This is a genomic window from Pseudoalteromonas sp. NFXS53 (assembly GCF_056629255.1).
In genome coordinates, this window is record NZ_JBWVBR010000004.1 from 29,071 (window position 1) to 44,307 (window position 15,237).

The window sequence follows — 15,237 nt, forward strand, 5'->3', positions numbered from 1 at the left end:
GTAAAACTGTGTTAGATTATAAGGCTATAACGCTTTGTGTAATAGTAGGAATATAGTATGCCTGTGCAAGCAATAAAATATGGAATAGATGAATTCGGCGCTGCGGATAAAATTCAGGCAAAAACATGTGTTCTACCTGAGTTAAATGAAACTCAAGTGCTTATTAAAGTGCATAGCAGTGCAATTAACCCTATCGACTTGAAAACGCGTGCAGGCTTAGGCTTTGTTGCTCAAGCTAAAGAAGCAGATGAATTTTTATCTTTGGGCTATGACGTATACGGTGTTGTAGAGCAGTGTGGCGCTCAGGTCTCTGATTTGCAAGTGGGTCAGTTTGTCGCAGGTATGGTGGGGTTTGCCAAACAGCCAGGCTGTTACGCTGATTATGTTACTGCTGAAGCAGACGAATTAATTGCATTTGATGTGCAACAAAAATCAGAAGTCGCGGGTCTATCTTTAGCAGGTTTAACCGCAATTCAGGCTCTGAAAAAGTTTTCAAGCTCACAGTCAACCCTTTACATAAATGCACCGACAGGTGGTGTGGGTCATTTAGCAATCCAACTAGCCCAATTACAAGGTAAAGAAGTGGTTGCAGTAAGTAATCGCCCTTCACATCAACTGTTACAAAAGTTAGCTGTAAAGGTTGTTGATTATGAGACATTCTTTTCACAAAAGCGCCAAGCACAGCTACTCGATTTAGTCGGTGGTGAAATCGGCGAGAGAATGGTCGCGAATTTAAACTCAGGCAGTGAAGTGGTGACTGTACCCACCATCAGCGCCCAGCAGATCGTTGCAGCTGCACAGCAAAGTGACATAACGGTCTCTGGTATTGTGGTAGAAAAGAATAAAGCTGATCTAAATGAATTGATGACTGCGTATCGTGGTGGCGATTTATTTATCCATGTGGATTCGACTTTTGCGTTGCAAGATATCCAGCAAGCGCATGAATACATGGAAGCGGGGCAGCATGCCGGCAAGATAATTATTAATCATAGTTAATAATTATTGCTTGAGTATTGGGGATGTGCCCCCATTGATTGAACATTGCCTATTGGCTTGAGGATAATTTTTTGAATACACCAGAATTAAAGACTCGCTTAGAAGCACTCTCTGCAGCAGAACACCAGCAAGCCATTAAGGGCATCAAGCGTGGTATTGAGCGAGAAGCATTAAGGATCAACCCGAATGGCTCTATTGCCAAAACGCCTCATCCACAAGACGCTGGGCATCCATTAACTAACTCGCATATCACCACTGACTTTTCAGAATCATTACTCGAGTTTATTACCCCTGTTAGTGAAGATCCAAAAGAGACGTTAGCGCAACTGCAAGACTTACAGAAATACACCCTGAGTAAAATGGGTGATGAGCTCTTGTGGCCTATGAGTATGCCTTGTTTTATTGAAAACCAAGATGATATTGCCCTAGCGTATTTTGGCGAATCAAACATTGGTAAAATGAAAACCCTGTATCGTGAAGGTCTAAAAAATCGCTACGGTAGTATGATGCAGGCTATCGCCGGTGTTCATTTTAATATTTCATTTCCAGATACCTTGTGGGATAGCCTGCAAAAAATTGAACAAAGCAGTGCTGAGAAACAAGCCTTTATTTCAGAGAAATATTTAGGCCTTATTCGAAACTTTAAACGTGAGCTATGGTTAATCAGTTACCTGTTTGGCGCTTCTCCTGCGCTGTGTAAATCATTCTTGCAGGGCAATAAAAGTGACCTTCCGTTTGAGACTCTGGGTAAAGGCACGCTTTACTTAGAACATGGCACAGCGTTAAGACTAGGCGATTTAGGGTATACCAACAGTGCTCAATCGTCTTTAAAAGTGACGTATAACAATCTAGATGAATACATTGCAGGCTTACGCGAAGCAATTGGCTGTCATTCTGACTTGTATGGTGATTTAGCCGACTATAAATCTGAAACGCCGCAGCAATTGAATAAAAACATACTGCAAATCGAAAATGAGTTTTACTCACCGATCAGACCTAAGCGCAATGCACAGAGCGGTGAGACTCCCACTCAAGCTTTAGCAAGAGCGGGCATTGAATATGTCGAGATCCGTGCTTTAGATGTTAATCCTTTTTCACAGACGGGGATCAGTCTAGAGCAAATTCATTTCTTGGATGTATTTTTAACTTATTGTCTGCTGAAAGACGCGCCAGTATTAAGCTGTGAAGATCAAAGGTTAACAGAAGCAAACTTACAAGCAGTGGTGAACTTCGGTCGTAAAGCTGACCTTGAACTACAACGAGATGGCTCGCCTGTTTCTTTGCAAACATGGGCAGACGAGATTTTTGCAGAGTTAGCGCATGTAGCCAAATATATGGACAATGCAAATGACTCGAATGTGTATCAGAGTGCAATCAAACTATGGCGTGAATGCATTTCTGATCCAAATAAGACACTTTCAGGTCAGTTCTTATCTCAGCTTAAGCAAACTCAACAAGATGGCGGAAGCTATGCAATCGAGTTGGCGAATGAGTATAAGTTAGCGCATCAGTCTCAGGCATTTGTAACCTACTCAAACTCAAGTCTCGATGCTGATGCAATAAGTTCTCATCAAGCACAGCAGCAAAAAGCGGCAGAAGATGATTTGACTTTTGTGGCATTCTTAGATGATTATTTTTCTAACGCTTAGGCAAAAAAAAAGCGCAGCTAAATTAGCTGCGCAAATATTAAATCAGGGATGAAACAATGCTAAACCACTGTATTCATATGCTCTGACTTATAGAATTTAAATAAGTTCACCAAAAAATGAAAAAAATTAAAAAAAGTTTTCTTACCCTTTCATTCGCCGCGGTTTTGAGCGGTTGCGCAACGGCGCCTCCTAAACAACCTGATAATATTTGTAAGATCTTCGAAGAAAAAGAAGATTGGTATTATGATGCCCGTGATGCCCAAGATAAGTGGGGCTCGCCTAAACATGTGTTAATGGCAATGATGTATCAAGAGAGCTCGTTTAAACACGATGCAGCGCCGCCGATGGAGTATTTTTTAGGGTTTATCCCTATTGGCAGAGCAAGTTCTGCCTATGGTTACTCACAAGCTAAAACACCTACATGGCAAGACTACATACGAGAAACAGGCAACTCAGGTGCTGATAGAGATGACTTTGAGGATGCCATTGATTTCATGGCTTGGTTTGTTAATAAAACCCATAAAGTGAACGGTATTTCTAAATGGGATGCCTATGCTCAATACCTAAATTATCACGAAGGGTGGGGCGGATATAAGCGTGGTACTTATCGAAAGAAAAAATGGCTGATGGCTGTGGCAAATAAAGTGAAGCATCGTGCAGGGCGCTATGGGGCGCAATTAAAAAGATGTGAAGCTGAATTAGATAAGTCTTGGTTTGAGAGGTTATTTAGCTAAATTAGTAAAAGAATTAATAAATTAAAAAAGCCGCGAATGCGGCTTTTTTAATTTTTAAAATTTATAAAATCAAAGTTGTCACTTTCTTTGTTCAGGAAACACTTTAACCTGCTTAATCATGTTTTCTTTGATCTCGATAATTTCAATCGGGTAGCCTGCAATCCTCATTCCCAGAGGCTTTTGAGGAATATCTTCTAAATACTCAACAATTAAACCGCTCAATGTTTTAGGGCCTTCTGTTGGCAGCTCCCAGTCCATTTCTTTGTTAATTTCACGGATGTTGGCCGTACCATCAACCAACACAGAGCCGTCAGACTGTACGTCAACTTCTTCACTCGCTGCACGAGTTTGTGTTGTTGTGAAATCACCCACAACATCTTCAAGAATGTCCTCGAGTGTGACTAAGCCTTGAATATCACCGTACTCGTCAACAACTAAGCCAATACGTTCTTTGCTTTGTTGGAATTTTAAAAGCTGGGTATTTAATGAGGTGCCTTCAGGAATATAGTAAATTTCACGCACTGCTCGTAATAGAGACGGCTTATCGAACTGTTCTTTAGTAAGAAGACGCAGTGCATCACGAGAGTGAATAAAGCCAACAGCATCGTCAATCTGGTCACGATACAACAATACGCGAGTGTGTTGTGCATTGGTTAAATGTTTGGCGATGTCTTTCCAGTCGTCATTAATATCAATGGCATTAATTTCGTTTCGTGGGATCATGATGTCTTCAACCGTGACATGATCTAAATCGAGAATAGACGTCAGCATGTTTTGGTGATTGCTAGGGAGTAATGCACTGGACTCATTTACCACTGTTTTTAGCTCTTCTTTACTTAAGCTATGTTCTTCAATGTCTTGGTTTGAAATACCAAACAGTTTAAGAATGCCATTGGTGATCCAGTTTAATCCAATTACAAATGGGAACATCAACTTTAAGAGGCCTTTCAATATTACAGAACTAGGAAAGGCAACTTTTTCTGGATGTAATGCTGCAAGTGTTTTTGGAGTAACCTCAGCAAAGATTAGAATTACGAATGTGAGCGCTATCGTATTGACAAGAGGACCCCAAACATCGCCGAAGTACCTTTCTGTAATAATGGCAGCAACTGTAGCGGCCGCAATATTAACGAGGTTATTACCAATTAGGATGACACCAATTAATCTATCAGGACGTTGTAGTAAGCTACTTACGCGTTTTGCACCTTTATGATTTTCTTTTTCTAAGTGTCTAAGTCGATATTTGTTTATCGACATCATGCCTGTCTCTGAGCTTGAGAAATAAGCTGAGAGCAAAATAAGTAAGCCCAAAATCGCAAAGAGCGTACCGGTTGATATGTCGTCCAAAAGAGGATCCCTTTTCTAATATTGAATAGGTATTAAGCGTTACTGAAAGTACTGAGTCAAGTTAAAACTTTACTAGAATTACTTCTTGTATGAATCTGCTACCAAAGTAGGCCAAAGTAACTAAACTTGAGGCGCCTATAATAGCAAAAACTACAGGCTTTCCACGCCAACCAAAGCGATGATGGCCTAGGGTTACAATTGCAAAAACTAACCACGCGACAATAGACAGCACGGTTTTGTGGATGACCTCTTTAGCAAACATGCCTTCAAGAAAGATAAATCCAGACATTAGCGCTAATGTAAAAATACCAGTACCCACAGTAAGCAGTTGGTAAAGTTGTCTCTCTACTAACATAAGTGGCGGTAGATGGCTGTTCATAATGGCTAGGTCTTTCTCTTTAAGGCGTTTATCTATATAGAAGAATTGCACTGCATAAAGTGTGGCGATAATTAAAATACAATAAGCGAGCAGTGACAGTGAAATATGTACAACCAGCCCTAAATCCACATTAATACTTTGCATAATAATATGATGTGGAATGAACAGACTGGCAATTAATAAAATAGCAGCAAAGCCATAGACGACAGGAAGCAGCAAAGTAGCTGGGAACTTCAATGACACAGTCGTGACGCTCACGACAATCACCCAGCAAGTTAATAACGCCACATTAACGGTACTTAAATCCTGCCCTTCTTGCGTAAACACCGAATTCACGAGCACCAGCATGTGCGCCAAGATTGCACCTGTGCTGAGCAAGACAGTTAGCTTGTGACTAGGACCTTCTTTATGAAATAGACGTGACAATACATGCCCAGTGGCAAGAACATATAAAAGACTGGCAAGTAAAGACAAGCTAATGATCAACATATTAAATATGGTCCAGAGGTTAGAATCCTTGTTACAGGCTATTGTATTTTAAGCCACCGTTCTTGCAAAGAGGTTATAAAAAGAAACTTTGTCTTTACTTGAATACTGTATTAGTAGCCTGCATATCAGTATAATGCGCTTAATTACGATTTATTGGAACCTAATACATGTTTGAAAATCTCCAAGAACGCTTAGGTAAAACGTTAAAAAACATCAGTGGCCGCGGCCGACTTACCGAAGACAATATTAAAGAAACCCTCCGTGAAGTGCGTATGGCATTTCTTGAGGCTGATGTTGCATTACCGGTTGTTCGTGAGTTTGTAAAACAAGTAAAGGAACGTGCAGTTGGTGTTGAAGTAACGAAGAGCTTAAGCCCGGGTCAAGTCTTCATCAAAATAGTACGTGAAGAACTTGAAAAAGCCATGGGTGAAGCCAACGAAGAGCTTAACCTAGCTGCGCAACCTCCGGCTGTTGTAATGATGGCGGGCTTACAAGGTGCGGGTAAAACAACCAGTGTCGGTAAACTTTCTAAATTCTTAAAAGAGCGTAAAAAGAAATCAGTACTTGTAGTGAGTGCTGACGTTTATCGTCCGGCGGCGATTAAGCAGCTTGAAACGCTAGCGGGTGAAGTAGACGTTGAATTCTTCCCAAGTGATATTTCACAAAAGCCAGTTGATATTGCAACCAGTGCTATAAGCCATGCGAAAAAGAAATTCATCGATGTTGTGATTGTCGATACTGCGGGTCGTTTGCACGTCGATAGCGACATGATGGACGAGATCAAAGACCTTCATGCGGCAATCAATCCTGTTGAAACCTTATTCGTTGTTGACTCTATGACGGGTCAAGATGCGGCGAACACTGCAAAAGCTTTCGACGAAGCATTACCACTAACCGGCGTGATCCTAACAAAGACCGATGGTGATGCGCGTGGTGGTGCGGCATTATCAATTCGTCATATCACGGGTAAACCAATTAAGTTTATCGGTGTGGGTGAGCGCACTGATGCACTAGAGCCTTTCCACCCTGATCGTGTTGCTTCCCGTATTCTAGGCATGGGCGACGTACTTTCATTAATCGAAGAAGTTGAAATGAAAGTCGATAAAGACAAAGCAGCAAAAGTTGCTGAAAAGGTCTTTAAAGGTGACGGCTTCACGCTAGAAGATTTTGCAGAACAACTTCGTCAAATGAAAAACATGGGTGGCATGATGGGGATGCTTGATAAGCTTCCTGGCATGTCAAACTTGCCAGATGCAGTTAAAGATCAGGTTGGTGACAAAACTTTCAATCAAATGGAAGCTATCATCAATTCAATGACACCGAAAGAGCGCGCTCGTCCTGATTTGATCAAAGGTTCTCGTAAAAAGCGTATTGCAGCGGGTTCTGGTACTCAGGTACAAGATGTCAATAAACTGCTTAAGCAATTTACCCAGATGCAAAAGATGATGAAGAAGATGAAGGGCAAAGGCGGCATGATGAAAATGATGCGCAACATGAAAAACATGATGCCACCGGGCATGATGGGTGGCCCAAAGTTCTAAATTAGTACTGAGCTAAAAATAATTATAAAAAAAGAGGTTAACGCCTCTTTTTTTATTGCCTATTAAAAATTAGCGTGTTACGGTGATTTTTTGCGCTTCAGATCAGCATTTAATCTACCTAAGTTCGATTTATCCTCAGTTCATACTTGCATTGTGGCAAAAAACTCGTACAATTCTCCAGCTTCCCAAAATGGGAAGCAAATCTTATTAATGAAAACAGTCAACTAATTGAGGACGGTATGGTAACTATTCGTTTGCAACGTGGCGGCGCTAAAAAGCGTCCATTCTATCAAATCGTGGTTGCGGATAGCCGTTTCTCACGTGACGGTCGTTTCATCGAGAAAGTAGGTTTCTTTAACCCAATCGCTGCGGGTCAAGAAGAGAAATTACGTTTAGATTTATCTCGTGTTGAGCACTGGGTAGGTCAAGGCGCATCTCTTTCAGATCGCGTAGCTAAGTTAGTTAAAGACGCTCGTAAAGCGGCTTAATAGGCGTAAGTGTAACCATGAGTCAAGAAAACACCTCGATTATTGTAGTAGGTAAGCTTGGTGCCCCTTATGGTATTAAGGGCTGGCTTAAGGTGCATTCATTTACTGATGATCCCCAAGGGATCTTCGAATTCAGCCCCTGGTTGATAGGGCAACAAGGTAAATGGCAATCTCTTGAAGTGAGTGACTGGCGTCGCCACAACAAGGGCTTTATCGCCAAGTTTGCGCAAGTAAACGACCGAGATGAAGCAATGGCTTTGACCAATGTGGAAATTTCAGTTTATTCGGCGCAACTTCCTGAACTCCCTGAAGGTGAGTTCTATTGGCGAGATCTTATCGGCATGTCTGTTGTAACTGATAAAGGTTATAACTTAGGCACAGTCGATGACTTGATGGAGACTGGTTCAAACGACGTTTTAGTTGTGAAAGCAAATAAAAAAGATGCGTTTGGCCAATCAGAACGATTAATTCCGTTTTTAACTGATTCAGTTATCAAGGGTGTTAATCATGAAGAAAAAGTAATTACTGTAGACTGGGATCCAGGCTTTTAAATGAGCCAGCAAAAACCATTATGGGTCGGTGTTATTTCACTGTTTCCCGAAATGTTTGATGCGATTACCCAGCAAGGCGTAACGGGACGCGCTGTTAAAAACGGTTTAATCGAGTTTAACAGTTGGAATCCACGAGACTATGCAACTGATAAGCATAGAACCGTAGATGACAGACCTTATGGTGGCGGTCCGGGCATGTTGATGATGGTTAACCCATTAAAACAAGCCATTCTTGATGCCAAAGCGGCAGCAGGAGAAAACGCCAAAGTAATTTATATGTCCCCTCAAGGGCGAAAACTAGATCAGCAAGGTGCAGCTGAATTGGCAGCATCAGAAAAACTGATATTAGTTGCGGGTCGTTATGAAGGTATTGATGAGCGGATCATCGAGTCTTATGTAGACGAAGAATGGTCCATCGGCGATTTTATTCTCAGTGGTGGTGAACTACCAGCCATGACACTAATCGACGCAGTTGCGCGTTTGGTGCCAGGTGTTTTAGGTCACAACCAATCAGCTGAGCAAGACTCCTTTTCGGATGGCTTGTTAGATTGTCCTCATTATACACGGCCAGAAACATTGGATGGCAAGCAGGTGCCTGCTGTATTACTCAGCGGAAACCATAAAGAGATAGCCAAATGGCGGCTTAAGCAGTCATTAGGCAGAACTTGGCTTAGACGTCCTGACTTGTTGCGTAACCTAGCTCTGACTGAGGAGCAAGCCATGTTACTTGCTGAATTTCAGCGAGAACATGAACAAGCTTGTGGCTAGAAGACAGTTACACCTAGGAATGTGAGAAATAAAATGGCAAAAGTAAACCAAAATATTATTAAAGAGCTTGAAGCTGAACAGCTTAAGCAAGACGTACCTGCGTTCGGCGCTGGTGATACAGTTGTTGTACAGGTACGCGTTAAAGAAGGTAACAAAGAGCGTCTACAGGCCTTTGAAGGTGTTGTTATCGCTAAGCGTAACCGTGGTCTACACTCAGCTTTCACAGTTCGTAAAATCTCGAGCGGTGAAGGTGTTGAGCGTGTATTCCAAACGCACAGCCCACTAGTAGATAGCATCACAGTTAAGCGTCGCGGTGCAGTTCGTCGCGCTAAGCTTTACTACCTACGTGAGCGTTCAGGTAAATCAGCACGTATTAAAGAAAAACTTAACTAATACGCGCGTTTTACTACGCTTTAAAAACAGGCCACTCTTTGAGTGGCCTGTTTTGGTTTATATGCCCCAAAAAAACATATCGCACTTTGTGATGTCATAGTCTAAATTTAATTCATCCCTTCACTTTTATCTGTCATACCATCCTGTTAGACTAGTTGTAATTATTTATTTACTGGTGTTTATAAAAGTTTACAGTTATGACGGGTGAGCAAACATTAGCACAACTTCGAGCCGGCATTGATGAATGCGACAGTCAGCTCGTACAACTTCTTGCTAAACGCAACGCATTAACATCTCAAATCGGTGCTATCAAACAAGAGATAGGTGCGCCTTTACACGCCCCTGACAGAGAAAGCCTTTTGATCGAAGCGAGAAGGCAGCAGGCTGAAGAACACAACGTAAACCCAGATCTAGTTGAAGATATGCTTAGGCGCATGATGCGTGAAGCATACGAAAATCAGCAAGGTAAGTTAGCCTGTAAAGCACCAGATTTATCACCAGTTGTGATTGTTGGTGGTGAAGGGGCGATGGGCCAGTTGTTTGCTAAGCAGCTTACTCGCTCAGGGTATGAGATTCGTATTTTGGACCGAGCGCAACAAGCCGATGCAGAAACAATATTAACTGGAGCTAAATTGGTGCTTGTGAGTGTACCAATTAACGCCTTAGAAGAAGTCGTTTCGTCATTACCAGCTTTACCTGATGACTGTGTTTTAGTTGATATTACCTCCGTTAAGCAAGCACCTTTGAAAGTGCTTATGGATAAACATGCAGGTCCTGTAGTTGGTCTTCACCCAATGTTTGGTCCTGATATTTCTCATTGGGTAAAACAAACCATTGTGGTCTGTGAAGGACGAATGCCTGAAGCATGTTCAGGGCTACTTGAACAGTTAAAAGTATGGGGATGCCAGCTAGTCGAAATGGATGCGAAAAAGCATGACCAAGCCATGCAGATCATCCAGGTAATGCGTCACTTAACCACGTTCGTCTATGGCCAATTTTTGGCGAAACAATGCCATACTTTAGAAGAGCTAAGAAGCTGTTCTTCACCTATCTATCAGCTTGAATTAATGATGGTTGGTAGGCTGTTCGCACAATCTCCAGAGTTATATTCAGACATTATGTTAGCGCAATTTAATGATGTTGAAGGTCTGTTGGCCAGTTATCAAGAAACATTTGAATTGACACTGGATAAACTGAAAGCGGGCGACAAAGCGGCATTGATTGATTCGTTCTCAGAGGCAAAACACTATTTCTCGGGCTGTGCAGAGCAGTTCTTAAAGCAAAGCCGTGGTTTGCTAAATAAAGCGAATGACGCCAAAGTGTTAGATTTATAATTCTACTTCTTTCTATCTCCTCATTAATTAAAAAACAGGATAAAACCAAGATATTAAAAAGGCGCTTCATTCAGCGCCTTTATGGATTTTACAGTTATCTAGATAGAGCTTTAAACTTCAACGGCTTGCATAGATTCACTTTGATAGCACCCTAAAATACGTACAAATTGAGTGTGATCTTTAAGCTCTTCTAAGGCGTTTTGCACATGCTTTTCTGCCGTATTGGCAAGTAAATCAACATAGAACACTTCTTCCCAAGGGTTGCCAGGCACAGGGCGTGATTCTAATTTCACCATATTGATGTTATGGGCTTTGAAGACCATTAGAGCATCGGCCAAAGAGCCAACCTGCTGTTTGGTTGCCATAATTAGACTGGTTTTGGTTGGGATCTGGGTTGACACTTGCAATGCTTTACGCGCTACAACAATAAAGCGGCTGTGGTTTTCAGTTTGATTCGCAAGCCCTGCTTTGATAACTTCAAGACCGACATTTTTACCCGCCTGCGCAGAGCCAATGGCAGCGCCATTTGGAGTTTCTGATGCTTGCTTTAAGGCGCTTGATGTCGAATCACATGTTTCATGCAATACATTATCTAACCCTTGAATGAAGCGGCTACATTGTGCAAATGGCTGAGGGTGAGCAAATATTTTTTGAATGTCAGTGAGCTCAGTGCCTGGCGCTGCTAATAAGCAATGTTCAACAGAATGAGTGACTTCACCGACTATTGTCACTTGCGCATGTTGTAATAAGTCGAATACCTCGTTGATACTGCCTGAGCTGGTATTCTCAATCGGCAGCAGACCATAATCGGCTTGACCCTTTTCAACATGCTGAGTGATTTGTTCAAAGCTTTGACAGCCCATTTCAACTAACTTACCAGGGCGGCGGCTGAAGTATTTATGACAAGCAAGTTGGCTATAAGAGCCTTGCCCACCTAAATAAGCAACACGATGGGTGTCACTCAATGAATCTGGGTTTAGGCTCTTTTGTAATAACGCCTGTTGATTTAAAACCGAATCTTCCAAAATAGTTTGAAAAACACTGTTTACATAAAACGCATCAAGACCGAGTGACTTACCATAGTTAATTAGTTTTTCAAGCAAAACTTGTTCACGTTCTTCGTCGCGAACCGGTTTATTATTCGCAATTTTATATTCCAAAACGCTATGGCTAATGCGACGGCGTTTTGCCAGTAACACCATTAAGTCTGAATCGATTTCATTTATATCTTTGCGTAAAGCATTTAAAGTATTTTCTGTCATAGGTCCTCACTCCCAGCGGCAAAAAAAAACCTCCCAGTTGGGAGGCTTATCTATTCGTAATCACGCGCAAACAGGTAAGCCTCTTCATCTAAAAAAGAAGCTAAAAAAGAAATAAGTTTTGCGAGTGATAGAATTTGTCATTGTTTAATTAAGAATTACTTAATAGATTGAATACATTATTAACACAGGGGGTAAGTGCATACAAGCACTACCTTAGTCTTTACTGGTAATTTTTTCTCATTTGTTGCGAGATTGTAGGCCCCAACTTGGCGAAAAGGAAAACATTCTGATATATTGGGGAAACGATATCGATATAAAAATAACAATTTTAATAAGGGTTTAGCAGTGGTCAATCGTCGACCCCCTTCAAGGTTTGGTTTTAATTCTTTAAGCGTCAAACTCTCGATTTTAATTTCGGCGGTGTGTTTGGTTGCGGGAATTTTTGCTGCTGCTTTCATGCTAAAGTCAGAAGAAAAACAGCTTGTATTTGAAGAGTATGCTGATCTAAAGCGCTTTAGCACCCAAGTCATAAATCAATTCACTAACTATCTTGAATTAAAAAAGAGTCTGTCTGAACAAACTGGTGCTGTTGTAACTAAACATCTTTTTTATGATGAACAGACCATTCAGAATCATTCACCATCACCAATACAATTTAGAGACGGCGCTTACCGCAGTACCGCATCGAATGGGTTAACGGCTGCCTATTTTACCGGAGAGTCTTTAAACGAAGCGCAAAAGCAGTTTTTTGCTCGCTCAGAAGCACTATGGGATATTATTGCGCCACCGTTATTGCAAGACTTTTTTAACTTTTACATGGTGACGAATAATCAGTTTGTCAGAATTTCTCCGCCCAATACGCTATTGAACGCAGCCCCTAAAAAAGGTTTGTTTGATGGCCAAACCATTGCTCAACTTAAACAAGAGCTAAACCCGACACGAGAAGCGGTTTGGTCAAAAGTGCACTACGACGATGTATGGAGCAAATGGGTAATCAGTATTCTTGTGCCTCTTTACTTTGAAGAAGAATATCAAGGTTTCGTAGGCACAGATATTAGTATGGTAGACCTACTTAAACACCTACCAGTGCCAACTACGAATCAGGGATACTTAATTTTTGATGGGCAGGGCAATATTCTCGCTGCGCCAAATCTACAAAAAATCTTTAATACGGGCTCTGCTATCAGTCGCAATGAGTTAACGCCAGAGCTTGCAAAGGTTGTTGATGATACATTGAAGTTAAAATTGCCTGATAGGCAGTCAATCTTTGACTTAAAAGGTGAAACACACCTTATCAATGTCACTCAACTCACAGAGTTAGGTTGGTATGTTGGTATTTACAAAAAGCGTGATTCGGCGCTTGCCGCATTAGAAGAGCTAAAAGTTAAATTCTTTGGTTTATTTGTTTTATATGCGATGTTCGTTGCTCTCTTACTGCATCAAGTGCTTTATAAACTGGTGCTACAGCGTATAAATAATACGGTCAGTGCAGTAAAAGACTTTGGTCGAGGCCAATGGGATATGCCCGCAATGCCTAATAACAATGATGAAATTGGCCTCTTAAATGCCACTTTCAATGATATGGGCAAAGAAATTAAAACCTTAGTAACGGGTTTAAACAATAAAATTACTGAAAAAGAAATAGCGCAAAAAGCGGCTGATAGATTATCTAAAGCAGTTGAGTTCTCGGGTACTGCGGTAGTGATCACCAATGAGCATTTTCAAATCGAATACGTAAACCCAAAAATGCAAGAAATGACTGGCTACAATGAAGCACATTATGCCCGACAGCCTTTATTGAGCATTATTTCCAAAGAAATGTCGATTCTTATTGAAGACATCGATTTAGATTTACGAAGTCGAAATTATTGGCGTGGTGATACCATCCTGCAAGGGGTGACAAATGAACCTATTTGGGTGAGCTTGAGTATTTCACCCATTCGTGATGAAAGCGGTCACATTTCAAGTTATGTGGCGTCAGCTCAGGATATCTCGTTCGTTAAAGAGAGTCAGCGTAAGATGGAGGAGTTGGCTTACTTTGATACACTAACAGGCCTTGCCAACCGTACCTTCTTTAGAATGCAGTTGAAAAAGTCGATGGCATTGGCTGAACGTGGTCATTACGCATTTGCACTGTTCTACTTTGACTTAGATGAATTTAAACGTATTAATGATACCTTGGGTCACGACGCTGGCGATCGCTTACTAGTAGAAGTAGCCGACCGACTTAAAACCCGTCTAAGAGCTGAAGATACGATAGCACGATTAGGTGGTGATGAATTTGCCGTACTGTTAAGTGGCATTGAGAAACGAGATAATGCGATGGATGTGGCGCAGATGATCCAGCGCACACTGAATGTGCCAATTAAACTTGGCAATAATGAAGTGATTGTTAGCGCCAGTATTGGTATTACACTTGCGCCTTTTGACAGTAAAGAAGAAGAGCAATTACTTAAACACGCTGACTTAGCAATGTATGAGGCAAAAGCGAAAGGGCGAAACACGTTCCATTTCTACTCTCAAGAGTTAGATGAAGCAGCAAACGAGCGCTTGTATATAGAAAATGAACTGCGCTCGGCTATTCGTGATAATCAATTCACTTTGCATTACCAACCACAGGTTGATTACCGTAATAATGAAGTGGTTGGGTATGAAGCCCTAATTCGTTGGGAGCATCCAGAGCAAGGACCTATCCCGCCAAGTAAATTTATTCCAATAGCTGAAGCTACGGGTTTAATCGTAGAGCTGGGAGAGTGGGTACTCGAAGCCGCATGTCGCTTCTCGGTGAAGTTACAGCAGCAAGGCAGAGTTGGAAACATGTCAATTAATTTGTCAGCGAGACAATTTAAAGACAGTAATATGAAACGCGTGTTGTCTGATGTGTTGGCACGAACAAATATGCCGCCTAAATTACTTCATCTTGAGCTGACTGAGAGCATGCTTATGGGAGATGTTGAAGCGGCAATTTCTCAACTTCATCAAATTAAAGCGCTAGGTGTCTCACTTTCAATTGATGACTTTGGTACAGGCTATTCGTCTTTGAGTTATTTAAAACGCTTCCCAGTTGATATTCTTAAAGTTGATCGCTCTTTTGTGAAAGATATCCCTGAAGACTCAAATGATATGGAAATTACCGCAGCTATTATCGCGATGGCACAAAAGCTTAATCTTGAAGTTGTTGCTGAAGGGGTTGAAACTAAAGAGCAGGTAGATTTCTTAGCGAACAATAATTGTTATGTAGTACAAGGATATTACTACAGCCCACCTATCCCTGAAGAGGCTGTTGAAGTCTTTAAAGTAAAATAA

At 41.4% G+C, this 15,237-nt stretch carries 14 protein-coding genes; 10 read left to right on the top strand and 4 right to left on the bottom strand.

Annotated elements, in window-relative coordinates; translation table 11 throughout:
* Positions 1–57: 57 nt before the first annotated feature.
* The 3 genes from AC1HJP_RS06445 to AC1HJP_RS06455 all read left to right on the top strand — a co-directional run bounded on the left by AC1HJP_RS06445 (position 58) and on the right by AC1HJP_RS06455 (position 3,379).
* Entirely contained in the window at positions 58–996 is a 939-nt protein-coding gene (locus tag AC1HJP_RS06445; protein WP_480361106.1) for an NADP-dependent oxidoreductase, read from the top strand.
* A 71-nt stretch (positions 997–1,067) separates the two neighbouring features.
* Positions 1,068–2,645 (top strand): glutamate--cysteine ligase, encoded by a 1,578-nt coding sequence (gshA, locus tag AC1HJP_RS06450; protein ID WP_480361107.1) that lies wholly within the window; start codon positions 1,068–1,070, stop codon positions 2,643–2,645.
* Between the two features lie 116 nt (positions 2,646–2,761).
* Complete coding sequence (locus tag AC1HJP_RS06455) at positions 2,762–3,379, top strand: transglycosylase SLT domain-containing protein (RefSeq protein ID WP_480361108.1); 618 nt, start codon at positions 2,762–2,764, stop codon at positions 3,377–3,379.
* Between the two features lie 78 nt (positions 3,380–3,457).
* Here the strand turns inward: AC1HJP_RS06455 and AC1HJP_RS06460 are convergent, their stop codons facing one another.
* Together AC1HJP_RS06460 and AC1HJP_RS06465 are read right to left on the bottom strand one after the other, a co-directional pair.
* Positions 3,458–4,726 carry an HlyC/CorC family transporter gene (locus AC1HJP_RS06460; RefSeq protein WP_421963231.1) on the bottom strand — a complete coding sequence of 423 codons (1,269 nt, stop codon included), beginning with the start codon at positions 4,724–4,726 and terminating at the stop codon, positions 3,458–3,460.
* A gap of 61 nt (positions 4,727–4,787) precedes the next feature.
* A complete protein-coding gene (locus tag AC1HJP_RS06465; protein WP_480361109.1) occupies positions 4,788–5,594 on the bottom strand; it encodes a cytochrome C assembly family protein in 807 nt (268 codons plus the stop codon).
* A 167-nt stretch (positions 5,595–5,761) separates the two neighbouring features.
* Between AC1HJP_RS06465 and ffh the strand changes: the two genes are divergently transcribed.
* From ffh to tyrA, 6 genes are all read left to right on the top strand, one after another.
* On the top strand, positions 5,762–7,135 hold the full coding sequence (ffh, locus tag AC1HJP_RS06470) for a signal recognition particle protein (RefSeq protein ID WP_480361110.1): 1,374 nt from the start codon (positions 5,762–5,764) through the stop codon (positions 7,133–7,135).
* Between the two features lie 239 nt (positions 7,136–7,374).
* The gene (gene rpsP / locus AC1HJP_RS06475) at positions 7,375–7,623 is read left to right on the top strand and encodes a 30S ribosomal protein S16 (RefSeq protein ID WP_058030695.1); all 249 of its coding nucleotides are present in this window, start codon (positions 7,375–7,377) and stop codon (positions 7,621–7,623) included.
* 17 nt (positions 7,624–7,640) lie between these two features.
* Positions 7,641–8,174, top strand: a complete 534-nt coding sequence (rimM, locus tag AC1HJP_RS06480) for a ribosome maturation factor RimM (protein WP_480361111.1) — start codon at positions 7,641–7,643, stop codon at positions 8,172–8,174.
* Positions 8,175–8,942, top strand: a complete 768-nt coding sequence (gene trmD / locus AC1HJP_RS06485; RefSeq protein ID WP_138482613.1) for a tRNA (guanosine(37)-N1)-methyltransferase TrmD — start codon at positions 8,175–8,177, stop codon at positions 8,940–8,942. It abuts the gene before it with no gap.
* Positions 8,943–8,975: 33 nt separating this feature from the next.
* Entirely contained in the window at positions 8,976–9,335 is a 360-nt protein-coding gene (rplS, locus tag AC1HJP_RS06490; RefSeq protein WP_058030692.1) for a 50S ribosomal protein L19, read from the top strand.
* A gap of 197 nt (positions 9,336–9,532) precedes the next feature.
* A complete protein-coding gene (tyrA, locus tag AC1HJP_RS06495) occupies positions 9,533–10,669 on the top strand; it encodes a bifunctional chorismate mutase/prephenate dehydrogenase (protein ID WP_480361112.1) in 1,137 nt (378 codons plus the stop codon).
* A gap of 110 nt (positions 10,670–10,779) precedes the next feature.
* Here the strand turns inward: tyrA and AC1HJP_RS06500 are convergent, their stop codons facing one another.
* Positions 10,780–11,931, bottom strand: a complete 1,152-nt coding sequence (locus AC1HJP_RS06500) for a chorismate mutase (protein ID WP_480361113.1) — start codon at positions 11,929–11,931, stop codon at positions 10,780–10,782.
* A 179-nt stretch (positions 11,932–12,110) separates the two neighbouring features.
* Positions 12,111–12,389 carry a hypothetical protein gene (locus AC1HJP_RS06505; RefSeq protein ID WP_480361239.1) on the bottom strand — a complete coding sequence of 93 codons (279 nt, stop codon included), beginning with the start codon at positions 12,387–12,389 and terminating at the stop codon, positions 12,111–12,113.
* Here AC1HJP_RS06505 and AC1HJP_RS06510 point away from each other — a divergent pair.
* Positions 12,277–15,237 (top strand): EAL domain-containing protein, encoded by a 2,961-nt coding sequence (locus tag AC1HJP_RS06510; RefSeq protein ID WP_480361114.1) that lies wholly within the window; start codon positions 12,277–12,279, stop codon positions 15,235–15,237. The genes AC1HJP_RS06505 and AC1HJP_RS06510 overlap by 113 nt on opposite strands.